Source organism: Prochlorococcus sp. G4PB16 (assembly GCF_059772465.1).
The window spans coordinates 1,353,844-1,377,131 of sequence record NZ_CM186289.1; the positions used below are offsets into that span (position 1 = coordinate 1,353,844).

The 23,288-nt window shown below is 32.6% G+C and carries 19 protein-coding genes; 15 read left to right on the plus strand and 4 right to left on the minus strand.

What is annotated here, in order from left to right; translation table 11 throughout:
• Positions 1-12: 12 nt before the first annotated feature.
• The 7 genes from AC6EIZ_RS07750 (at position 13) to purF (ending at position 9,826) form a co-directional block, all read left to right on the plus strand.
• A complete protein-coding gene (locus AC6EIZ_RS07750; protein WP_498510196.1) occupies positions 13-1,872 on the plus strand; it encodes an ABC1 kinase family protein in 1,860 nt (619 codons plus the stop codon).
• Positions 1,873-2,433, plus strand: a complete 561-nt coding sequence (locus tag AC6EIZ_RS07755) for an alpha/beta hydrolase (RefSeq protein ID WP_498510198.1) — start codon at positions 1,873-1,875, stop codon at positions 2,431-2,433.
• Positions 2,434-2,459: 26 nt separating this feature from the next.
• The gene (thrC, locus tag AC6EIZ_RS07760; protein WP_498510201.1) at positions 2,460-3,566 is read left to right on the plus strand and encodes a threonine synthase; all 1,107 of its coding nucleotides are present in this window, start codon (positions 2,460-2,462) and stop codon (positions 3,564-3,566) included.
• Positions 3,567-3,941: 375 nt separating this feature from the next.
• The gene (gene dnaN / locus AC6EIZ_RS07765; RefSeq protein ID WP_498510202.1) at positions 3,942-5,102 is read left to right on the plus strand and encodes a DNA polymerase III subunit beta; all 1,161 of its coding nucleotides are present in this window, start codon (positions 3,942-3,944) and stop codon (positions 5,100-5,102) included.
• Positions 5,103-5,104: 2 nt separating this feature from the next.
• Positions 5,105-5,893 carry a PRC-barrel domain-containing protein gene (locus AC6EIZ_RS07770; protein WP_498510204.1) on the plus strand — a complete coding sequence of 263 codons (789 nt, stop codon included), beginning with the start codon at positions 5,105-5,107 and terminating at the stop codon, positions 5,891-5,893.
• Between the two features lie 3 nt (positions 5,894-5,896).
• Positions 5,897-8,308, plus strand: coding sequence for a phosphoribosylformylglycinamidine synthase subunit PurL (gene purL, locus AC6EIZ_RS07775; RefSeq protein WP_498510205.1), 2,412 nt, complete (start codon positions 5,897-5,899; stop codon positions 8,306-8,308).
• 60 nt (positions 8,309-8,368) lie between these two features.
• Positions 8,369-9,826: an amidophosphoribosyltransferase gene (purF, locus tag AC6EIZ_RS07780; protein WP_498510207.1), complete on the plus strand. Its 1,458-nt coding sequence runs from the start codon at positions 8,369-8,371 to the stop codon at positions 9,824-9,826.
• Here the strand turns inward: purF and AC6EIZ_RS07785 are convergent.
• The 3 genes from AC6EIZ_RS07785 to queG form a co-directional block, all read right to left on the minus strand.
• Complete coding sequence (locus AC6EIZ_RS07785) at positions 9,823-12,306, minus strand: DNA gyrase/topoisomerase IV subunit A (protein WP_498510209.1); 2,484 nt, start codon at positions 12,304-12,306, stop codon at positions 9,823-9,825. The two genes, purF and AC6EIZ_RS07785, sit on opposite strands and share 4 nt — an antisense overlap.
• A gap of 83 nt (positions 12,307-12,389) precedes the next feature.
• The gene (locus AC6EIZ_RS07790) at positions 12,390-13,256 is read right to left on the minus strand and encodes a tetratricopeptide repeat protein (RefSeq protein ID WP_498510211.1); all 867 of its coding nucleotides are present in this window, start codon (positions 13,254-13,256) and stop codon (positions 12,390-12,392) included.
• Between the two features lie 2 nt (positions 13,257-13,258).
• A complete protein-coding gene (gene queG / locus AC6EIZ_RS07795; RefSeq protein ID WP_498510213.1) occupies positions 13,259-14,203 on the minus strand; it encodes a tRNA epoxyqueuosine(34) reductase QueG in 945 nt (314 codons plus the stop codon).
• A 181-nt stretch (positions 14,204-14,384) separates the two neighbouring features.
• Between queG and AC6EIZ_RS07800 the strand changes: the two genes are divergently transcribed.
• From AC6EIZ_RS07800 to AC6EIZ_RS07825, 6 genes are all read left to right on the plus strand, one after another.
• Complete coding sequence (locus AC6EIZ_RS07800) at positions 14,385-15,110, plus strand: DUF502 domain-containing protein (RefSeq protein WP_498510215.1); 726 nt, start codon at positions 14,385-14,387, stop codon at positions 15,108-15,110.
• A gap of 20 nt (positions 15,111-15,130) precedes the next feature.
• Positions 15,131-15,751: a transcription antitermination factor NusB gene (gene nusB, locus AC6EIZ_RS07805; protein WP_498510216.1), complete on the plus strand. Its 621-nt coding sequence runs from the start codon at positions 15,131-15,133 to the stop codon at positions 15,749-15,751.
• Between the two features lie 2 nt (positions 15,752-15,753).
• Positions 15,754-17,046, plus strand: a complete 1,293-nt coding sequence (gene ftsY / locus AC6EIZ_RS07810) for a signal recognition particle-docking protein FtsY (RefSeq protein WP_498510217.1) — start codon at positions 15,754-15,756, stop codon at positions 17,044-17,046.
• Positions 17,047-17,104: 58 nt separating this feature from the next.
• Positions 17,105-18,505 carry a PP2C family protein-serine/threonine phosphatase gene (locus AC6EIZ_RS07815; RefSeq protein WP_498510219.1) on the plus strand — a complete coding sequence of 467 codons (1,401 nt, stop codon included), beginning with the start codon at positions 17,105-17,107 and terminating at the stop codon, positions 18,503-18,505.
• Positions 18,506-18,554: 49 nt separating this feature from the next.
• The gene (gene argH / locus AC6EIZ_RS07820; RefSeq protein ID WP_498510221.1) at positions 18,555-19,946 is read left to right on the plus strand and encodes an argininosuccinate lyase; all 1,392 of its coding nucleotides are present in this window, start codon (positions 18,555-18,557) and stop codon (positions 19,944-19,946) included.
• Positions 19,947-20,073: 127 nt separating this feature from the next.
• Positions 20,074-20,814, plus strand: coding sequence for an RNA recognition motif domain-containing protein (locus AC6EIZ_RS07825; protein ID WP_498513234.1), 741 nt, complete (start codon positions 20,074-20,076; stop codon positions 20,812-20,814).
• An 18-nt stretch (positions 20,815-20,832) separates the two neighbouring features.
• Here AC6EIZ_RS07825 and dusA read toward each other — a convergent pair whose 3' ends face one another.
• Positions 20,833-21,840 carry a tRNA dihydrouridine(20/20a) synthase DusA gene (gene dusA, locus AC6EIZ_RS07830; RefSeq protein WP_498510223.1) on the minus strand — a complete coding sequence of 336 codons (1,008 nt, stop codon included), beginning with the start codon at positions 21,838-21,840 and terminating at the stop codon, positions 20,833-20,835.
• 90 nt (positions 21,841-21,930) lie between these two features.
• Here dusA and msrB point away from each other — a divergent pair, with 90 nt between their 5' ends.
• Both msrB and grpE read left to right on the plus strand, forming a co-directional pair.
• Positions 21,931-22,398 (plus strand): peptide-methionine (R)-S-oxide reductase MsrB, encoded by a 468-nt coding sequence (gene msrB / locus AC6EIZ_RS07835; protein WP_498513235.1) that lies wholly within the window; start codon positions 21,931-21,933, stop codon positions 22,396-22,398.
• An 89-nt stretch (positions 22,399-22,487) separates the two neighbouring features.
• Entirely contained in the window at positions 22,488-23,273 is a 786-nt protein-coding gene (gene grpE, locus AC6EIZ_RS07840) for a nucleotide exchange factor GrpE (RefSeq protein ID WP_498510225.1), read from the plus strand.
• The last annotated feature ends 15 nt before the right edge of the window (positions 23,274-23,288 follow it).

Genomic DNA, 23,288 nt, shown 5'->3' on the forward strand with positions numbered 1-23,288 from the left:
TGCCATAATAAAATGGCCGAAGAATTAAGCGATTTTATTGAAGCCTCAGGTCTACTTGAGTATGACCCTGTGGCTATTGACTCAATCTACAAAAGAAATCCAATTCGTCTACTTCGAAGACTTTGGCAGACACTTTTACCTATTGGATTATTTTTACTTGGCGTTGGTTGGGAAAAATTAATTGGTTCATTAGAAAAAAATGAAAGAAAGAGCTTTAGAGCGAAAGAATTTACAAGACTGCTTGTAGATTTAGGACCCGCGTTTATAAAAGCTGGGCAAGCACTATCTACAAGACCAGATATAGTTCCTCCAATAGTTCTAGAGGAATTAGCACAGCTTCAAGACCAACTACCAGGTTTTGAAAGCGAGCTTGCTATGGCGTGTATTGAAGAAGATTTAGGAGATAAAATAGAAAAGATTTTCACATCGATTGAGAAAGAGCCAATTTCAGCAGCATCTCTCGGTCAAGTGCATAAAGCAATATTAAAAGGAGGCGAAAAAGTTGCTGTAAAAATTCAAAGACCAGGATTAAGGGAACAAATAACCTTAGATTTGTACATAGTGAGAAATATAGCTATATGGTTTAAGAATAATATCGGGATTATTAGGAGTGATCTAGTGGCATTGATTGATGAACTTGGTAAAAGAATTTTTGAAGAAATGGATTACATAAATGAAGCCAACAATGCAGAAAAATTTAAAGAACTTCATAGCAAAAATAATAAAATCGCAGTTCCAAAAATCTACAGAAAAGCGACAAGTAGAAGAGTGCTTACAATGGAATGGATTGATGGGATAAAATTAACAAACATAAAAGCTGTTAAAGAATTAGGAATAAATCCAAATGAAATGATAGAAATTGGCGTAAGTTGCAGTCTTCAACAACTTATTGAACATGGTTTTTTTCACGCAGATCCCCATCCAGGAAATATTTTAGCTTTGAAAGATGGTCGATTATGTTATTTAGATTTTGGTATGATGAGTGATATTACACAACAATCAAGGACTGGCTTAATAAGAGCAGTTGTTCATCTTGTAAATAGAAGATTTGATAAACTTTCTTATGATTTTGTTCAATTGGGATTCCTCTCAGAAGAAGTAGACTTAAAGCCCATAGCACCAGCTTTTGAAAGCGTTTTTACAAGCGCTTTAGAAATCGGAGTTAACAAAATGGACTTTAAAGCGGTAACAGATGATATGTCGGGAATTATGTATAAATTTCCTTTTAAATTACCACCATATTATGCGTTAATTATTAGATCATTAATTACTTTAGAAGGGATAGCACTTAGTGTAGATCCAAATTTTAAAATACTCGGAGCAGCTTACCCTTATTTTGCGAGACGATTGATTGAAGATGAAAATCCAGAACTAAGAAATAGCTTAAAAGAAATGCTTTTTGATAAAAATAATTTAAAATTAGAAAGGTTAGATGAACTTCTGACAAGCGCAACAAAAGAAAAACAACTAGATATTGATAAAATATTGGATCAAACAATTGATTTTTTATTTTCTGAAAAAGGATTTGTTGTCAGGAATGAATTAGTTAATATTTTAGCTACAAAATTGGATTCAATAGGATGGAAAATATTAATAAAGATAAATAATAGGCTGCCAGCAAAAATAAGGTCAAAAACTATAGAAAAATCATCTAAAATAATTATTAACAAAAATTTAAATATATCTTCGATTAAAAAAATGTTTAATACATCAAAAATGAAACCTGGTTTTAAAAGAAAAATAATATTTAATAAACTTCCAAAAATCTTAATAACTAAAGATACTTACAAAATGGGGTATGGACTTATCAAAAAAACATCAGAAAAAGGTATAGTAAGATTGGTTAAAGTTGCTGCTGGTGTTGAGCAATAAATGAATTTAAAACATAATCTTATTATTATCTTTACATTATTTTTAATTCCAACAGTAGAAGCGGCAGAAACATTATTCCTTTATAAAGGCACCTTTAGCAGATCAATCAAAATAGAAAAACTACTTAAGTTTCAAAAGACAAAAATAGCAGATAGAAAATTAAAAAATCTCATTAAAATTACCAATCAAGAAGAGAAAAAACTTCATAAAATTTTGTCTTATGAAATAGACATACCTTTAAAAACTAGCAGCAAGTTAATGAATAGTAAAATAGGTGAGGTTTTTTTAAGTAGACTGACTAAAATTATTCACCCCTATAAAATTTCAAATCAAGAAATTAGCACAAAAGCGATGAGATCTGGAATTATCTTAAGTTCTTATAGTAACAATCAAAAAATTAATCTAGTAGATTTTTTTAAAGCTTACCCAAATAAAAATCTTGCTATTAATCTTAATGCATTGAATAAAACCTTGAAAAAAGTAGAATCCCTAAAAGACTTGATAGAATTCTATTCAGATTCCCCTTTTAAAAAACTTAAAGATGGAAGGTCTAGCACTTAGATTGTTTAAAAATACTTGGTAAAGAAGTGGCAATTTCCCAAAAATTAAAACAACTTTTCACTTCTAGTCCCAAAAAAAACAATTGGGATGGTCTTATAGAAGCATACAAACCCTGGTTACCTGTAACAAAAAAAACTCCAATCATTACTTTAAAAGAAGGTGCAACTCCTCTGATAGAAGTAAAATCTATATCTGATCGAATAGGAAGAGGAGTAAAAGTATACGTCAAATATGACGGACTAAATCCAACAGGATCATTTAAAGATAGAGGAATGACCATGGCAATCAGTAAAGCTAAAGAATCTGGTTGTGAAGCTGTCATTTGTGCAAGCACAGGAAACACCTCAGCCTCTGCAGCTGCATATGCAAGGAAAGGAAATATGAGAGCGTTTGTGATTATTCCAGATGGTTATGTAGCTCAAGGAAAATTAGCTCAAGCATTAGTTTACGGAGCAGAAGTATTAGCAATTAAAGGGAATTTTGATAAGGCCTTAGATATCGTTAGAGACTTATCAAACAAATATCCAATAACATTAGTTAATTCTGTTAATCCTTATAGATTACAAGGACAAAAAACAGCTGCTTTTGAAATAATTGAATATCTTGGAGATGCGCCTGATTGGTTATGTATTCCAATGGGAAATGCAGGAAACATAACTGCTTATTGGATGGGGTTTAAAGAATTTTTTAAATCAAAAAAATCTAAACAACTTCCTATAATGATGGGCTTTCAGGCAAGTGGATCTGCACCTTTAGTTGAAGGTAAAGTGATTAGCAATCCAGAAACAATTGCTACAGCAATAAGAATAGGTAATCCTGTCAATAAAGAAAAAGCTCTTCTGGTGAGAGAAGAAAGCAATGGTAAATTTTCTTCTTTACAAGATTCTGAAATCATAAACGCGTATAAAATTCTTGGTAAAGAAGAAGGTATTTTCTGTGAACCCGCCAGCGCAGCCTCTGTTGCTGGTTTATTAAAACTAAAAAATGAAGTGCCAAAAAACTCTACTGTCGTTTGTGTTCTTACTGGTAATGGATTAAAAGATCCTGATTGCGCAATAAAAAATAATGATTCTATTTTTCATACTGGTGTAGAAGCAGAACTAAATTCAATAACAAAGAAAATGGGATTTTAAGATATTTAAAGCTCCAGACAAAAAAGTGTCTGTTGAAATCGTGTTTTATCTGTTTTTTTATATGTGGATAAAAAATAAAAAACCCTGATTAATATTATAATTTTTTCCACAGGCTTAAGATTTGGTGGATAAAGCAATTTCTATCCACCTTGAAAAGAAATTTTCCACATGTTAAGAGTTTAAAAAAACCTGATGAGAACTGCTTTTTCTTTGATAACCACAAAAACCACAAGACCTACTACTACTAGTTCATTTTCATATAAAGAATAAAAAGAATAATAGAAGAGAAAAAAATTTTGTTTTTTTTAACGGTATTGCTTTTTTGTAATAGCTATGAAATTCTTATATCAATAGATTTTTATTTGAAATAAGCGGATGAAGTTAACTTGTTCACAATCAGAGTTGAATTCTGCTTTACAGTTAGTTAGCAGAGCAGTTTCTAATCGACCGACACACCCTGTATTGGCAAATGTATTATTAGCAGCTGATGAAGTGACAGGTAAGCTTCGTTTAACTGGATTTGATTTAAGCTTAGGAATACAAACTTCAATATCTGCTTCTATAGAAACTAGTGGTGCTATCACTTTACCAGCTAAATTATTTGGAGAAATTGTTTCTAAATTATCAAATGATGCTCCATTAATCTTAACTTCTGAACATACTAGTCAACAAGTAGAATTAACAAGTAAAAACGGGACATATCAAGTGAGAGGAATGCTTGCAGATGATTTTCCAGATTTACCTTTGGTTGAAAGTGGAACTTCACTTCAATTAAATCCAATATTATTATCTAGCGCTATTAAATCTACTTTATTTGCAAGCAGTACAGATGATGCGAAACAATTACTAACAGGTGTTAATCTCACATTTGATGGTTATGGAATTGAATCAGCTGCTACAGATGGTCACAGATTAGCTGTTCTAAATTTGAATAATATTTTATCTCAATCAAAAGAATTTAATACTTCTTCAAATTTAGATAAATTTTCTATTACTTTGCCTTCTAAATCTTTAAGAGAAGTTGATAAGTTTTTAACTACATGTGATAAAAATAAACCAATTAATTTTTTTATTGATAATGGTCAAGTAGTTTTTATATCTGCAGATGAAATTATAACTATAAGGGCCTTAGAAGGTTCTTATCCAAATTACTCACAATTATTACCAGATACATTTTCAAAAATTCTAGAATTTGATAGAAAAGATTTTATAGCTTCTTTAGAAAGAATAGGTGTTTTAGCTGATCAACATAATAATGTCATTAAAATAACTACAGATAGTTCATCGAATTTAATCAATATCACCACTGACGCGCAAGATATAGGAACTGGTTCAGAGTCTCTTCCAGTTTCTTTTAAAGGCGAATCATTTCAAATAGCTTTTAATGTAAGATATTTATTAGATGGATTAAAAGTGATAGATTCAAATTTAATTAAATTAAGTTGTAATGCGCCTACAACTCCCGCAGTTTTTTCACCTATTAATAGTGATGTTAATTTTACCTATTTAGTAATGCCTATACAAATAAGAAATTAATTTTGTCTATTCCAACTAAATTATTATTAACTGATTTATTAAAGCATAATGTTCGCTGTGAGAATGGAATTGATCATGGCCCAGGAGTTACAGTGTGGATGCATCCTCCTGTTCATAGAATATTAGGATGGGTAACTCGACCTTCTACTTTGAGACTAATAAGAGAGGTTTGGAGGTTAGATCAATTAAAAGGAATTAATGATCATGAAGTTTACGTAAAAGGTCTCCCATCTAAATCTGATCAACAAACTTTAGACCGCTTTCCCTCTTTAATTAATGCAAATGTTTTTAATCGAAATGGGAAAAAATTAGGTTTAATCGCTGATTTTGTTTTTGATTTAAAAAGCGGAAATATTCAATATTATCTAGTTAGTAGATCAAATCCATTAATACCTGGAACAAGTCGATGGCGTTTAGATTTATCTAAAATAATTGACAAACAACCTGGTTCTATTTCATGTGAAATTAATACATTCGAAGATTTAGTTATACAGAAAGCAAGCTTAAGAGAAGAATTTCTCAATAAAAGCAGAAAATGGAAAACAAAATTTCAGGATTTTACTTATGAAGCCTCTGATAGACTTGAAGGATGGATAGATGATCAAACTAATGAAAATGATAATGATAATGAGTTTGAAGATCAGTTAAATGAATATCAAAATACAACTGTTTCACATGATGATTGGATAGATAACCTTGATATAGATAGTTCTGAAAAATTTAATACAATGAATAAAAGAAATAGAAAAACAAATTTAAACAATGGAAGAGATGTTGATCCCTGGTTTTAATTAATGAAATCTTTAGCAGAGAATAAAGACTTTAATCAGTTAATAAATTCATCAAAATTTTTTGTTGAATATGATGTATCGTCTTCTCTTCTTCAAGAAGGTTTAAAACAAGCCGACTATATAGAAATATGTAGAAGATTGAATCGACCTCCCAACAGGAACGAATTAGGAATGTTTGGGGTGATGTGGTCAGAGCATTGTTGTTATCGAAACTCTCGTCCTTTGCTTAAAAAATTTCCTACTACAGGTTCACGTATTCTTGTTGGTCCTGGAGAAAATGCAGGAGTTGTTGATATTGGTTTAGGACAAAAATTAGTCTTTAAAATTGAGAGTCATAATCATCCATCAGCTGTTGAGCCTTTTCAAGGTGCTGCAACAGGTGTTGGTGGGATTTTGAGAGATATTTTTACTATGGGAGCCAGGCCAATAGCTTTATTAAATGCTTTAAGGTTTGGACCTTTAGAAAATGAAAAAAATATCAGTTTGTTGGAAGGCGTAGTCGCAGGAATTTCTCATTATGGAAACTGTGTAGGGGTTCCTACTATTGGAGGAGAAGTGGGATTTGATAGTAGTTATTCAGGTAATCCTTTGGTTAATGCAATGGCCTTAGGTTTGATGGAAACAAATGAGATAGTTTGCTCTGGAGCGAGTGGAATAGATTTTCCAGTTTTATACGTAGGAAACACTACTGGGAGAGATGGAATGGGAGGAGCAAGTTTTGCTAGCTCTGAACTTTCAAAAACTTCAATAGATGATCGCCCTGCTGTTCAGGTTGGAGATCCTTTTCTTGAAAAAGGATTAATAGAGGCATGTTTAGAGGCATTTAAAACAGGAAATGTAATTGCTGCTCAAGACATGGGGGCTGCAGGTCTAACTTGTAGTTGTTCTGAAATGGCTTCAAAAGGTGATGTTGGCATAGAATTGAATCTTGATCTTGTTCCAGCTAGAGAAAAAGGAATGACTGCATATGAATATTTGTTATCCGAATCACAAGAGCGAATGTTATTTGTTGTGAAACCTGGTTCAGAAAAAGAATTAAGTGATCTATTTACGAAATGGGGTTTATATGTTGAGGTTGTTGGAAAAGTTTTAAAAGAAAAAGTTGTTAGAGTTTTACATAAAGGAGAAGTAGTAGCAGATTTACCAGCATCTTCACTTGCTGATGATACACCGATAGAGGAACATTTATTATTAAATTCACTTCCTGAATATTTACAAGAACATTGGAAATGGAAAGAAGATTTGTTACCTAAAAGTTTAGATAATGGAATTATTAATTTGAAAGATAATTCATTTTGTAGTTGGAAAAATGTTTTATTAAATTTACTAAATACTCCTTCAATATCTTCAAAAAACTGGATATATAAACAATATGATTATCAAGTTCAATCTAATACGGTTGTTTGTCCAGGAGAGGCTGATGCTGCTGTTATTAGAATTCGTCCGCAAAATGAGTTTGAAGTTAAATTAAATCAAGATAGAGGAATAGCATCAGTAGTAGATTGTAATGATAGATGGGTTTATTTAGACCCTCAACGTGGAAGCATGGCTGCTGTTGCCGAAGCAGCTAGAAACTTAAGCTGTGTTGGAGCCGAACCTATAGCTATTACTAATAATTTAAATTTTTCTTCTCCAGAAAAAACAGTCGGTTTTTGGCAATTATCAATGTCTTGTGAAGGAATTAGTACTGCTTGTAAAATATTAAATACTCCTGTCACAGGAGGAAATGTATCTTTGTATAATGATACAAAATTAACAAATAATAACGTTATACCAATTCATCCAACGCCTGTAATTGGTATGGTCGGATTAATAGAAAACTTGAATAATATTTGTAAAAAATCTTGGCTTAATTCTGATGATCAAATATGGATGATAGGTTTACCGTTAGAAACTAAGAATAATGAAGATAATCGAATTTCATTAGCTGCCACATCTTATTTAGAATATATTCATGGCTTAAAAACCGGCAGACCTCCAGAAATTGATTTATACTTAGAAAAACAAGTTCAGTCATTTTTAAGAAAAATAATACAAAAACGATTTATTAATTCAGCACACGATTTGGGTGACGGTGGTTTAGCAGTTGCAATAGCTGAGTGTTGTATTTCTTCAGGATATGGAGCTAATATTCAGCTTCCTCCAAGTCAATCAAGATTGGATCGTCTTCTTTTTTCTGAAGGAGGGGCACGAGTTTTAATTAGTTGCTCAAAGAATCAAAGTATAGAATTAAAAAAATATTATAAAAATATATCTTTACAAGAATCTATTAGTTTTTCTCTATCTCATTTAGGTACTGTAAATAATGAAAATAAACTATCAGTATATCAATCTAATAATTTGTTGATAGATGCTAATATTTTAGATTTAAAAGATGTATATCAAAATACTATATATAAAAAAATATCTAAATAATATATCTATGTTTTATAATTTTGAAATTAAAAATTCTTTTTTTAACGAGGAAATATAATTATGTGTGGAATAGTAGGTGTTGTTTCTTCTGATCAATGTAATCAACAAATTTATGACAGCTTGTTATTACTTCAGCATAGAGGTCAAGATTCAACTGGCATAGCAACAATGGATGGTAGTGTTTTTCATATCAATAAAGCTCAAGGTCAAGTAAGAGAAGCTTATAGGACTAGAGATATGAGGAGTTTAATTGGAAAGACTGGCTTAGGACATGTCAGGTATGCTACTAAAGGAGCTGCTCATAGAGAAGAAGAAGCACAACCTTTTTATGTAAATGCGCCCTATGGGATTATTCTTGTTCACAATGGAAATTTAACCAATACAAGAGAGTTAGAAAAAGAACTTTTTAAAGTTGATAGAAGGCATACAAATACTTCAAGTGACACAGAGATGTTATTAAATGTATTAGCAACGGAATTAAATAGTTCAATACAAGGAAAAGATATAAATCCAGATGATCTTTTTCATTCTATTAAAAGACTTCATTCAAGGGTTGAGGGATCTTATGCTTCAATTGCTTTAATTGCAGGTCATGGTCTTTTAGCATTTAGAGATCCTTTTGGAATTCGCCCTCTGGTTATTGGTAAAAGGTTGAGTGAAAAGAATAAACCTGAATGGATAATTGCAAGTGAATCATTAGTTATTGAAAACAATGATTATAAAATTGTTAGAGACGTAGAACCGGGAGAGGCTATTTTTATTACCTCTGATGGTGAGTTTTTCTCTAAACAATGTTCAGATAATCCTCAACTATTTCCTTGTTCCTTTGAATATGTTTATTTAGCAAGACCTGACTCAATAATGAATGGAATTTCCGTTTATGAGTCAAGATTAAGAATGGGCGATTTATTAGCAGAAACTATAAAAAAACAAATTTCCCTTGGAGATATAGATGTAGTAATGCCCATACCTGACTCTTCTAGACCTGCTGCAATGCAAGTAGCAAGACAGTTAGGACTTGATTACAGGGAAGGCTTTTTTAAGAATCGTTATGTTGGGAGAACATTTATAATGCCTGGTCAATCCTTAAGAAAACGATCTGTGCGTCAGAAATTAAATGCTATGAGCACTGAATTTACAAATAAAAATGTTTTGATAGTTGATGATTCAGTTGTTAGAGGAACAACATCTCAGCAAATAGTTCAAATGGCAAGAAGTGCAGGAGCTAATAAAGTTACTTTTACTTCTGCTGCACCACCAATAAGATTCCCACATGTTTATGGAATTAATATGCCAAGTAGAAATGAATTGATTGCGTATAATAGAAATATAAATGAAATAGAAAATACTTTGTTGATTGATAAAATGATTTATCAAGAAGTTGCAGATCTTTCAAAAGCGATTACTAACGGTTCTCAACTCAATGAATTAGATTTATCTTGTTTTACCGGAAAATATGTAACTGGAACAGTTACAGATGAATATTTAAATTGGGTTGAAAAAACATCTTTATCTTAACTATTCTCTGGCAAGATCATAGAAAAAGTAGATTTAATTAATTCATTATTGTTTAATTTTATATTCAATTGCTTCTCTTTTTTATATAAACTATTATTAATCTGATCTGTTTTTAATTTTTCATATCTTTCTTTATTAGTTTTGATATAAACGTGGTCATTATTTATAAAACTATTAATCACTTTATCTTTGATTTCTTTATTATTCTTAAAAACTATTCCCATTGTTCCTAAATTTCCTTTATGACATATTTTTATTTCTTTAGTATTATGTTTTATAAATTTACCTTTGTTTGTGATTAAAATTAAGTCTTTTACTTCTTTTTCTTGAATACTTAATGCTTCAACTATTTTTTCACGGGGGAATAATTTCATGATACTCGTTCCTTGAGCTAATTTCCCCATACATGGAAACTCATTTTCTGTTATTTTTATTTTGATAATTCTGCCTATATCACTTATTAAAAAAATATAACTATTTTCTTCACATAATAGACAAGCTTGAAGGACAATATTCTTTTTTAATTTTAAAATTGTTGTTGATCGATTAGAAATATCACTTATTTCATTCATTGAGATTCTTTTAAATTTTCCGTCACTACTTATTAAAGCTAAACTTATATCTTTTTTGTCTTGCAATGGAATCAAATTAATTATTTCATCATTTTCTAAACCTGCTGGTAAAAAGTGTTCAAGAGGACCAGGTTTCTGTCCTGCAAATTCCCATTTAAGAAGACCAATTTTTCCAAATTTACTTACAGCTAATATTTTTGGTTCATTTTTAACTGGCCATATTAGTTTTGTAGGTATAATATCTTTTCTTTCTTGGTCACCTTCTTTTAGTTTTAATTTTTTTATCGTTATTGAAGGGATTATTTTTATTTCATTATTTGATTGAATAACAATTTCTGAATCTTTTGATAATTCTTTTAAAGCATTTATTCTTTGCAATTCTTTATTTGGTCTTTGATTTGCCATTTTTTCAGCAATGAGCGCATCTCCACCCTCTATCAATTTTGTTTTTCTAGCACTGCCAAATTTTTTCTTCAATTCTTTTAATTCTTTAATCATAACTTTCATTAATTTTTCCTTATTGTTAATTATTGACTCAAGCTCATTTCTTTTACTTTTTAGATCTTCTATCTCATTTTTTAATGAATTTTTTTCAAGACTAGTAATTTTTTTTAATGGCATGCCTAAAATTCCATCAGCTTGTCTCTCATTGATCTTTAATTTATTAATTAAACTATTTTTTGCTTCAGCAGTATCCTTAGATTTTTCAATTAAATTAATTATTTCTCTTAAATTATTTATAGCTTGGATCAGAGCTTCAACTATTTCTTGTCTTCTTTTTATATTTTTTAATAAATAATTACTTCTAAGTAAAATAGTTTCTTCTCTAAATTCTAGAAAATTATTTAATAGTTTTCTTAATGTTAGTTGTACTGGCTGACCATTAACTAATGCAAGTAAAATTGCACCAAAATTACTTTGTAGACTAGTTTTTTGATATAAAAAATCTAGAATCTTTTTTGGATCAGAATCTCTTTTTATCTCTACTAAAATTCGCATACCATCTCTATCACTTTCATCTCTTATATCTGCTATTCCAGAAACCTTTCCATTATTTACGAGCTCAGCTAGCTTTTCAATCCAACTAGCTTTGTTCAATTGATATGGCAGTTCTGTAATTATAATTCCACTTCTTTTATGCTTTCCTTTACCTGGATTAATTTCCTCAATATGAGCTATTCCTCTCATGGTTATACTTCCCCTTCCTTTTGTGTAAGTTTCTTTTATTCCATTACTAATTAAAATTTCTCCCCCTGTTGGAAAGTCAGGACCAGGTATTATTTCTAATAATCTTTTTTCTTCTAAAGAGGGTTTTTTAACTATTGCTATTAAAGCTTCCACCACTTCATTCAAATTATGTGGAGGAATACTTGTGGCCATTCCAACAGCAATGCCTGCACTTCCATTTAAAAGAAGGAATGGTAGCTGAGCTGGTAAAACCTCTGGTTCTTGTTGTGACCCATCAAAATTTGGCGAGAAATCAACAGTTTCTTGATCTATTTCTTTTAAAATTGCATCGCTTGATATTTGAGATAGTCGTGTTTCTGTATATCTCATTGCAGCGGGTGGATCGTCATCAATAGATCCAAAGTTCCCATGACCATCAAGAATTGGATATCTTGAGCTAAAAATTTGTACTTGTCTTACAAGTGCATCGTAAACGGCTTGATCTCCGTGTGGATGGTATTTACCAAGGACATCTCCTACAACACGTGCACATTTTCTATAAGGTCTATCGGGTGTAAGTCCTAATTCGTGCATTGCAAAAAGAATTCTTCTTTGCACCGGTTTCAATCCATCCCTGGCGTCTGGCAATGCTCTTCCAACGATTACGCTCATTGCGTACTCGAGATAAGAACGTTGCATCTCTTGATGCAACGATATTGGTTTTAGGCGTTCTTTGGCCATCTTTGAGTTTGTAAGAGGCCTATATTTCTTTATTTAGGCTACTAACTAATCTGTTAAAAACCAGTTTTTTGTTAAACATTAATTCAGCGACTTTTTTCTATAGCTTCTTTAACTACTTTTTTCATTTCTTTGTCTTTAAATAAAAATTGCGCTGATTTTTGTAGTTTCTTTCCCCATAATTGCTTTGCTTGATAGTCTTTTGAAACATATTGAGGATTAGATTTTAAAGCATTTTTTGCTAAGTTTAATGATTCAATATGTTTCTTTTCTGATGAATATAGGACTACTGCTAAAGCTAACATTGGTTCGGCATCATTGCTAATTTTAAGTGCTGATTCAAATCTTGAAATAGCTTCTTTAGAATTATTCAATTCATATAAAACAAGACCTTCATTATTAATAGATTGCCAAAAACTTGAATTAATTTTTGATGATTGTTTAAACGCAATTAACGCTAATTTATAATTATTTAACATGATTTCAGCATTACCTAGTTGAAAATATCCTTTTTCACTATTTTTATTAATTGATAAGCCTTTTGTGATAGAAATCTTAGCATTTTTTGGATCATTCAAATCCATATAGACTAAACCTTTTTTGAAATAAATACTTTGATCTTTTGGTTTTAATTTTATTGCTTCATTTAATGAAAATAATGCTTGATATTTTTTATTTGATCTAACTTGAGCTTCTGCAAGGCTTACCCAAAGGTCTTTTTCTTTAGGATTTAATTTTATAGCTAATTCTAAAAGTTTAATTGCTTCATCATTTTGACCAAATTGAATTAGTTGTATAGCGGTTCTCCCTATTTGTATTGATGTAGATTCTAATTCTTTTTGATTTGGTTCATTGATTATAGGAAAAAAAGCATTTGATAATTTTGTTATAAGAAAAGATTCAAAGATTAATAAACAAAATAGGTAATGAGAGATTGTAGTAATTTTTTTCATTTTTATGGATTATTTGATATTGAATTTATATTTCTTCTCCACATCCACGGCTTAATTCGTTTTAATGCTGAGCTGTTTAAATTTTCTTTCCATTTTGAATCACTCCATGATAAAGCATCTTCTTTAGTTATGTTCTGTATCCATTCAGAGGGCTGAAGATCCGGTTCAGAAGTACTAGGAATTTTTTTTTGATTCCAGGGACATACTTCTTGACAAATATCACAACCTGCAATCCAATTCCCCATCTTACTAATAATATTTTCAGGTAATTTTTTTTCTCTGTTTTCTAAGGTGTGATATGCCAAACATTTGTTTGAGTTTACAATAAATGGTTCTTCTATTGCTTTGGTTGGGCAGGCTTCAATACATTTTTCACATTCACCACATATAGGTTTTGAAGGTTCGTCAGCTGTCAAAGCTTCAGTAGATAAAAGATGACCTAAAAACATCCAAGACCCAATTTTGGAATTAATTATATTGCTATGTTTTCCAATCCAGCCAATACCTGCTTCTTCTGCCCATGCTTTATCCAAAAATGCGCTCGTGTCTACACATATTTTCCATTTAGAGTTTGGCTTTTCTTTTTCAAGAAATTGGGCAACTTTTTTTAATTTTTTTTCAATAATTTTGTGATAATCTTTCCCCCAACCGTACCTGGCAATGGATATGTCTTTAGGTGTTCTTTTGGTTTCTACGTAGTAATTAAGTCCAACTGCAATAACACTTTGCACTCCTTCAAGCATGTTTTCGATATTTTTTCTTCTAGGACTATTCATCCATTCCATTTTTGCTTGATGCCCAGCTTGCAGCCATCTTTCTAAGGAATCGGATCGAAGTTTGATTCTCGAAGAACCTGGAACTTTTGCAATACCTACTGCATCAAAACCTTCTTCAAATGCTTTTTCTTTAATTTTTTTCGTTAAAACAAGAGTTTTTTTTAAGTTCACAATGATTTTTACATGAATAATTTTTTTCTTTTAATAAAAAGGTGCTCTAGTCAATTGAGCTTTGATTTGGGCTTAAAGTGTTTTCTTTTAATGTTTTATTTCTATTAATAGCTTAAATTATTTAATTAATGCACTTAATTTGGTTAGATTATAGTTATGTAAATTATCGGACTCTCTTTATTTGGTGCAGTCCTCTCCCAAGGAAGACCTGTCTCTTGGCTCAAGGCTTCAGCAGGATCTTAAAAATGACCTTATAGCTGGTCTTTTGGTGGTTATTCCTTTAGCTACCACTATTTGGTTGTCTACAATTGTCAGTCGCTTTGTTCTGGCAATATTAACTTCAATACCAAAACAATTAAATCCCTTTATTACTCTTAATCCTTTATTACAAGACTTGATCAATCTTGCTTTGGGTTTAACGGTTCCACTACTAGGAATTTTATTGATCGGTCTTATGGCTCGAAATTTTGTAGGGAGATGGTTGCTTGAGTTCGGAGAAGGAACTCTTTCACGTATACCTCTTGCGGGGTCAGTGTATAAAACCCTTAAACAACTTTTAGAAACTTTTCTGAGAGACAACTCAACTAGATTTCGCCGAGTTGTTTTAGTTGAATATCCTCGTGAAGGCTTGTTTAGTGTCGGATTTGTGACTGGTATTGTTGGACCATCTCTTCAAACTGAACCAGATAAACCTTTGTTAAGTGTTTTCATTCCTACTGCACCAAATCCTACAACTGGTTGGTACACCTTAGTGCCAGAAGGTTCTGTTAAAGATTTAGATATATCTGTTGAAGATGCATTTAGAACAATTATTTCTGCTGGAATTGTAAATCCTGATGACAGAAATAACTCTACAAATACTTCTTTTTCTAGTTTATTTTCTCAGTTAAGAGCTTCATCATCGTAAAGTATTTTTGATTTGTACTTATGCAATTAAAATCAATTTCTAGAGAATTAGCTCTCTTACTTCTTGGACAAATTAAAACAAAAGATATTAATAATATTAATATTGAAAGCTTACTTAGCAAGGCGATAGAATCTTTAACTCAACACTGGAGAGATCAATTAGACTTTTGTGCCTCAAAATTAGAAAAGGCAAATCAAGAACTATTGAATAGTGAATTGCAAGAAGATGCTGGATTAATAAATAAATCTCGTAATTGTTTAAAAATTTGCTTAACCGACTCCGAGAATATACTTAATAGCTTATCTGAAAGTATTGAATTACCTAGATTATTAGCACGAGCTGATCAAAAGAAAATACGTGAGCTAGCTTTAAAACGTGTTCATTTAGTCATGGAAAAACAAGATCAGATTGATAACAATCTTGATAGTGTTATGGAAGGTTGGCGATTAAAAAGATTACCTAGAATTGATAGAGATATTTTAAGATTGGCTTTAGTTGATTTGATCGATTTTAATACTCCTACTGCAGTTACTTGTAATGAAGCTGTAATTTTGGCTAATCGTTATAGTGATGAACAAGGACGTAGAATGATTAATGGAGTTTTAAGAAAACTTCAAAATTCTACTTTAAAACTAAATTAGAAATGAAAGATAATATTTCTCAGGATAAAAAAAATCCTACTAATTCAACTCAAATAGATAATACTTCATCTATTAATGATGATTCTTTAGATTGGGCAAAACAAGCTTATTTGCAACTAAAACAAAAGCAAAAAGAGGAGAAAGAATTACTTCAGAAAGAAATTGAAGAAGAAGAAATAGTTAATAAAAAAAACAAGATAAGAGATGATCTTGAGCCAAGTCTTTCAGTTGAAAATATACCTATAGCTATTCAAGATTTAGAAGAAGAAGAGCCTGAACTGGGCGATTTTGACGATGATTTTAAATGGTCAGCTGAAGTTTTAGCTGCACAAGGTAAAAAAATTGGTCAATTTTCCTTAGATGAAATTGATTGGCTCAGTCGGTTAAAACAAGGATTGGAAAAAACTCGTAAAGGATTTGTTACTGATTTATTAGATAAATTTGGTGATGATCCACTGACGCCTGAAGTTCTTGATGATTTAGAAAATCTTTTACTTAGAGCAGATGCGGGAGTTTCAGCTACAGATCAAATTTTAGACTCATTAAGAAGAAAGTTAAATGAAGAAGTTGTTGAAGCATCTGAGGGCTTGCGTTTTTTAAAGGAGCAATTAGTCAATGTTTTAGAAAAGCCAATAAAAGATAGTGGTGTTGATTTGCTTTCTCCTAAGAAAGGTTGTTTAAATATTTGGATGTTAGTAGGTGTTAATGGGGTTGGTAAGACTACGACCCTTGGTAAATTGGCAAACGTTGCAAAAAGAAGTGGTTTCTCAGCAATAATTGCCGCTGCAGATACTTTTAGAGCTGCAGCGGTACAACAAGTAAAGGTATGGGGCGAAAGAACAGGGGTTGAAGTGATTGCAAACGAATCTAAGAATGCTGATCCAGCATCGATAGTATTTGATGCTATTGGGGCAAGTAAATCAAAAAATATAGATTTATTATTAGTAGATACTGCAGGTAGATTACAAACTAAAAATAATTTAATGGAAGAATTAAAAAAAATTCGAAAAATTATTGATAAGCTTGCTCCTGAAGCAAGTGTTGAATCTTTATTAGTTCTTGATTCTAGTCAAGGTCAAAATGGACTTAAGCAGGCACTAGCGTTTGCTGATTCAGCAGAATTAACAGGAGTAATACTTACAAAACTTGATGGATCTTCTCGAGGAGGTGTAGCGATGGCTGTAGCATCAGAAGCGAAACTTCCTGTTAGATTTGTAGGTGCTGGAGAAAAAATGAGAGACCTACGTCCATTTAATAGTTTTGAATTTATAGAGGCACTTTTATCTACTCGATAATATATTAGAAATTTTCTGTTTATTTTGCTAAATTTAATTTACTTATTGACGGAGAATAGTGAAAGAAAATTCTCCAATTTCAGATCAACAATATCTACATTCAACTCATTCCTTTTCAAGTGCTGCGTCTAAATCATTAACAGATCTAATTCATAGCCTTTCTCAAGAACAAATTAGTAATCAAGATTTATTGCTTTCTTTGAGCTTTGCGTTGCGAAGTTTTACAAATTTACAGCGTTTTCTTGAACTAATTCCACTGCTTGTTACTCAATTAGTTGGTGTTAAAGGTGCATTTTTAATTCCCTTTCAAGATGATGGAAGTCTTTGGCATGAGCAACTGCAAGTTATTCCTCAGGGAGAAGATCAGGAATTATTTAGAAAATTATTTCTTTTAGAGGAGGGAAAGAAAATCGGATTTGGTATGCAAGAAAAAAATATTGTAATGTTAGATCGTTTAGTTAAAAGACATTTTGACTCGTCTAATGTAATTGTTACATCAATAGTTTCTCGAGGTAGACAGCGAGGAAGATTGTATGTTTTTGATAAAAAAGATATTGTTTTTGGAAGTAATATTCATCGGAAACATATTCAAATAGTTGCTGATTTGACTGGAGTAGCAATAGAGAATGATGTAATATTTCAGGTTATTCGGAATCATGAAAAAGTCGATAGACAAATAAGTATTGGTGCTGAAATTCAATCACAATTATTACCTGATCAGTGTCCAATAATTGAAGGAATTGAATTAGCTGCTTGCTGTAGGCCTGCGTTTCAAGTAGGTGGTGATTATTACGATTTTATGCCTACTCGTCCAGATTTGATTGACACAGCAAAATCTTCTGGTCGTTGGGCTTTTGTGATTGGTGACGTTATGGGTAAAGGTATTCCCGCTGGGTTATTGATGACTATGTTGCGAGGAATGCTCAGAGCTGAAGTTTTAACAGGATTGCCACCTGATTCTATTTTGCATGACTTGAATCAATTGGCTCTTGAAGACTTGACTCAATCACATCGTTTTGTAACTTTGTTTTATTCGGACTTTGACGCGCAATCAAGAAAATTGCGTTTTGCTAATGCGGCACATAATCCTCCTTTACTTTGGAGCGCTAAGTCAAAATCAATAAATAGATTGGATGCTCCTGGTTTATTGATTGGTCTTCAACCTGAAGCTGAATATGGATGTGGAGAGGTAGTCCTTCAGCCAGGTGATGTTCTCCTTTACTACACCGATGGCGTTACTGAGGCACCTGGTATATCAGGTGAACGTTTTGATGAAAGTCGTTTAATAACTTTTTTAGATAAATTTGCCAGGGAAGGTTTAGAAGCCAAACAAATATTGAATAAACTTTTTGAAAGATTAGATGGCTTTGTTGGTGTTAGTGATCATCATCTGGAAGATGATGCATCAATGGTGGTTTTAAAAGTTAATGAAGAATCAACGCTTCCTCAATTAACTTAATAAATCTCCTGACAATTGCTAAGACTCTTGCTTTATTTATATTAGTACTTTGGAAAATGCATTGACCAAAACGTGGAGCGATAGATTTGATAAAGGACTTAATCCTTTTATAGAAAAATTTAATGCTTCAATTGAATTTGATATTTGTTTATTAGAAGAAGATTTGGATGGATCAATTGCTCATGCCCGAATGCTTGGAATTCAAGGAATTATTAGTATGGAAGAGGCTCTTAAATTAGAATCTGGTCTTGAACAGATTCGTAAAGAGGCCTCTGATGGATTATTTCATCCTGATATTTCAGATGAAGATGTCCATTTTGCAGTAGAAAAAAAATTAATAGATTTAATAGGCCCTGTAGGTAAAAAACTTCACACTGGTCGTAGTCGTAATGATCAAGTTGGAACAGATTTAAGATTATGGCTTAGAAAGCGTATTGATGAAATTGATATGGATTTGGAACGTTTCCAAAAATCTCTTTTTTTATTAGCGGAAAAAAATCTTCATACTCTTATTCCTGGTTATACGCATTTACAAAGAGCACAACCTGTATCTCTAGCTCATCACTTATTGGCTTATATTGAGATGGCACAAAGAGATAGAAACAGATTAAAAGATGTAAGAAAACGAGTTAATATTTGCCCATTAGGAGCAGCTGCTTTGGCTGGGACTTCTATTTCTATAAGCAGAAAGATTACTTCTTCAGAATTGCATTTTCAAGATATTTATTCTAACAGTTTAGACGCTGTGAGTGATAGAGATTTTGTCGTAGAATTTTTAGGAGCTTCAGCGTTAATTATGGCTCATTTAAGTAGATTATCAGAAGAAGTTATTTTATGGGCATCTGAAGAATTTGCATTTATTCAATTAACAGATCGATGTGCTACTGGAAGTAGTCTTATGCCTCAAAAAAAGAATCCTGATGTTCCAGAACTAGTTCGAGGTAAGTCAGGGAGAGTGTTTGGACATTTACAAGCTATGCTTACAATGATCAAAGGATTACCTTTAGCTTACAATAAAGATTTTCAAGAAGATAAAGAAGCAATTTTTGATAGTGTCAAAACAATTAAAAATTCGTTAGTTGCCATATCAATTTTGTTTGAAGAAGGTTTGATTTTTAGAAAAGAAAAACTCAATCATGCTGTTTCATCAGACTTTTCAAATGCTACTGATGTTGCTGATTATTTAGTGGCTAAGGACATACCATTTCGAGAGGCCTATCAATTAGTTGGGCGAATTGTTAAGAGCTCTTTGGAAGAAGGCATTCTATTAAAAGATATTCCTTTGGAAAGATGGAAAACATTTCATAAATTTTTTGAAAAAGATATTTATGAAAAGCTTTTGCCCTCATCTGTGGTTGAGTCTCGATTGAGTGCAGGTGGAACTGGATTTCAGAGAGTCCAAGAACAACTCATAGTTTGGCGTCAGAAATTATTTAAGTAAAAAAATTGTTTTCAATCTATTTGAGGGCTTTCGGTATTAAAGTGTTTAATGATGACTCATTTTAGAGTCATTAATTTTGGCTATTTATAGCCTATTGGTTACATTTTATTTTCAGTCCAATTTTCAAGTGAGTATTTTTGTCGGCAACTTACCCTTCCGCGCTGAGCAGGAAGATGTCATTGAATTGTTTTCTCCCTTTGGGGAGGTGGCAAATTGTTCTTTACCTTTAGAACGAGATACAGGACGCAAAAGAGGCTTTGCTTTTGTTGAGATGGCTGATGAAGCAGTTGAAGCTTCAGCAATTGAATCTCTCCAAGGTGCAGAACTTATGGGTCGTCCTTTAAGAATCAACAAAGCTGAACCTAGAGGCAGTGCTCCAAGAAGAGGCGGCGGCGGTTACGGCGGTGGCGGTTATGGCGGTGGCGGCCAAGGCGGCGGTTATGGCGGTGGCGGCCAAGGCGGCGGTTACGGCGGTGGCGGTTATGGCGGTGGCGGCCAAGGCGGCGGTTACGGCGGTGGCGGTTACGGCGGTGGCGGCCAAGGCGGCGGTTACGGCGGTGGCGGTTATGGCGGTGGCGGCCAAGGCGGCGGTTACGGCGGTGGCGGTTATGGCGGTGGCGGCCAAGGCGGCGGTTATGGCGGTGGCGGCCAAGGCGGCGGTTACGGCGGTGGCGGTTATGGCGGCGGCCAACCTGATCAATCAGCTCAAGACAGACCTTCTGGAGCAAAAGGTTGGGAGGATCGTAGTCATGGCAATGCTTCTCAAGATGCAAATGGCTTTGATCAAGGTCGTAGTAGAAGAAGAAGAGGTGCTTCGCCTGAAGTGGCCGATGACTCTACTGCAGATTATGGTGGCGCAGAATCTTAAAGATTCTGTTGCTGGTTGTTAATGCCCAGCATCTTCAAGTTGTTGGGCAATTTGTTTTAAAATTGAAATATCAGCTTTTTGCTTTTGACATTTTTCACTTAATTCTTGTCTCAATAATTTTGCATTAGGTATATTTTCAATCAGATTTAATATATGTTTTGAAATTTGCCAGAGACGTCCATCATTATCTAAATGTTTTTGAGCAAAAGGAATAATTTTTTTTATTATTTTTGATCTTGATAGGTATTCTTCCTGATCTCCATAAATCATTGAATCTATTTTTCTCCAAAGAAAAGGATGTGAGTATGCAGCTCTGCCTACCATCACCCCATCAAACTTTTTGAGAGTTTTAATACAATCATTTATTGTATTTATTCCACCGTTCAGTTCGATTATTAATTCAGGTCTGTTGTTTTTTAATTTTTCAACTCTTTCGTATTGAAGAGGTGGAATTGTTCTATTTTCTTTTGGGTTTAATCCATTTAGCCAAGCTTTTCTTGCATGAATTATAAATCTGTCTGCGCCTGCAAATGAACAATTATCAACAAATTGCATAAGGTAATTATCATTGTCGAGATTATCAATACCGAGTCTATGTTTGATTGTTATTGGGAGATTGCATGACTTTTTCATTTTCTCTATGCAATTGGCCACTATCTTTGGTTTTCCCATTAGACAAGCTCCAAAGTTGCCAGATTGTACTTTTGGACTTGGGCAGCCAATATTTAAATTAATTTCGTCATATCCCCAATCTTCTGCCATTTGAGCTGCTTCAGCTAAAAGTATTGGATTATCCCCTCCTAGTTGTATGGAAATTGGATGTTCAATTTCATCAAAATCTAATAATTTTTTTCTGTTTTTGCTGTAATGAAGTGCTTGGGCCACAATCATTTCTGTATATAGAAGCGACTTTTTTGTTATCTGACGCATAAGGACACGAAAATGTCTGTCTGTGCAATCCATCATTGGAGCAATACTTAACGTGTGGTTAGCTAATTGACTGTTGTTCAAAGTGTTGGAAATCATTGTTTATCAATAAATTTTTTTCAACTTTTAGGGAGTAAATTTATTAGTATTGACGAAATTGAAAAATTTATCTTGAATCGTAGATTTTTAATGATTGGATTTTTAAATACTTTGTTTGGTTTTATCATTAAACCTAACAGTGTTTTTGCTGCTTCTAAAACTATGGAAAATTATAAAACTTTAACTGATGCAGACTGGGAAAATCGTTTATCTAAAGATGCATTTTACGTGTTGCGTAAAGAAGGAACAGAGAGGCCCTTTTCAAGTCCCTTGAATGATGAAAAAAGGAACGGAATTTTTAGATGTGCAGGATGTAGGACTGCTTTATTTTCTTCAAAAACAAAATTTGATAGTGGAACAGGTTGGCCTAGTTTTTTTGATCACTTACCTGATGCCATTGATACAAAAACAGACTTTAAATTAATCGTTCCAAGAACTGAATATCATTGTCGACGTTGTGGTGGGCATCAAGGGCATGTTTTTAATGACGGTCCGAGGCCAACAGGTAAACGGTATTGCAATAATGGAGTTGCTCTTTTTTTTGATGCAGATGCGTAAACAATTTTTAATTATTTAATAGGTGTGGGCTTCCGTAGCTTGTATAAAAAACCCTTTGCTATCAACATGTATTAGAGTCAATCAACTATATGAATTCAGACGTTCCCTCCTCAGAACATGAATTATCTCAGGATGGTTCATCACAAAATGATTCAATTGAAAATTCCTCAGATTCTCAAATAACTGATGAATCTTCAAATCAATCAGATCTTTCTAATAATTCTGAATTAGAGCCTAAAGTCAACAATGATTCTGTAGAAACAGCAAACGATCAATCACTAGATAGTCCTGATTCAAAAATTAAAGTTCCAGATACTGAATCAAGATTACAGCAATTAGAAAAAGAGTATGAAACTCTAAATAGCCAATATGTGAGAATAGCTGCTGACTTTGACAATTTTCGTAAGCGTCAGACTCGTGATCAAGATGATCTCAAAATCCAACTTACTTGCACTACGCTTAGTGAAATACTTCCTGTTGTTGATAATTTTGAAAGAGCAAGGCAGCAATTAAATCCTGAGGGTGAAGAAGCTCAAGCATTACACAGAAGTTACCAAGGACTTTACAAACAATTAGTTGAAGTTCTTAAACAATTAGGTGTTGCTCCAATGCGAGTAGTTGATCAGGCTTTTGATCCTTCTTTGCATGAAGCGGTTATGAGAGAGCCTAGTGATGAAAAGGCTGAAGATATTGTTTTAGAAGAATTACAAAGGGGCTATCACTTGAATGGTCGTGTTTTAAGGCATGCTTTGGTCAAAGTTTCTATGGGACCAGGACCGAAAGCTGTAAATGAAGACATTTCTGATCAGAGTGCCTCTACTAATCTGCAAAATGAATCGTCAGAGGTTTCAACTAAAGATGAGAATTCACTATAAGGTGATCGAAACGGA

Bases quoted from the DNA above. Each gene is read 5' to 3' on its own strand.
- nusB (WP_498510216.1), top strand. From the start codon at position 15,131: ATGCAATTAAAATCAATTTCTAGAGAATTAGCTCTCTTACTTCTTGGA.
- AC6EIZ_RS07790 (WP_498510211.1), bottom strand. From the start codon at position 13,256: ATGAAAAAAATTACTACAATCTCTCATTACCTATTTTGTTTATTAATC.
- AC6EIZ_RS07750 (WP_498510196.1), top strand. From the start codon at position 13: ATGGCCGAAGAATTAAGCGATTTTATTGAAGCCTCAGGTCTACTTGAG.
- AC6EIZ_RS07755 (WP_498510198.1), top strand. From the start codon at position 1,873: ATGAATTTAAAACATAATCTTATTATTATCTTTACATTATTTTTAATT.
- purF (WP_498510207.1), top strand. From the start codon at position 8,369: ATGTGTGGAATAGTAGGTGTTGTTTCTTCTGATCAATGTAATCAACAA.
- purL (WP_498510205.1), top strand. From the start codon at position 5,897: ATGAAATCTTTAGCAGAGAATAAAGACTTTAATCAGTTAATAAATTCA.
- dusA (WP_498510223.1), bottom strand. From the start codon at position 21,840: ATGATTTCCAACACTTTGAACAACAGTCAATTAGCTAACCACACGTTA.
- ftsY (WP_498510217.1), top strand. From the start codon at position 15,754: ATGAAAGATAATATTTCTCAGGATAAAAAAAATCCTACTAATTCAACT.
- dnaN (WP_498510202.1), top strand. From the start codon at position 3,942: ATGAAGTTAACTTGTTCACAATCAGAGTTGAATTCTGCTTTACAGTTA.
- msrB (WP_498513235.1), top strand. From the start codon at position 21,931: ATGATTGGATTTTTAAATACTTTGTTTGGTTTTATCATTAAACCTAAC.
- grpE (WP_498510225.1), top strand. From the start codon at position 22,488: ATGAATTCAGACGTTCCCTCCTCAGAACATGAATTATCTCAGGATGGT.
- AC6EIZ_RS07785 (WP_498510209.1), bottom strand. From the start codon at position 12,306: ATGGCCAAAGAACGCCTAAAACCAATATCGTTGCATCAAGAGATGCAA.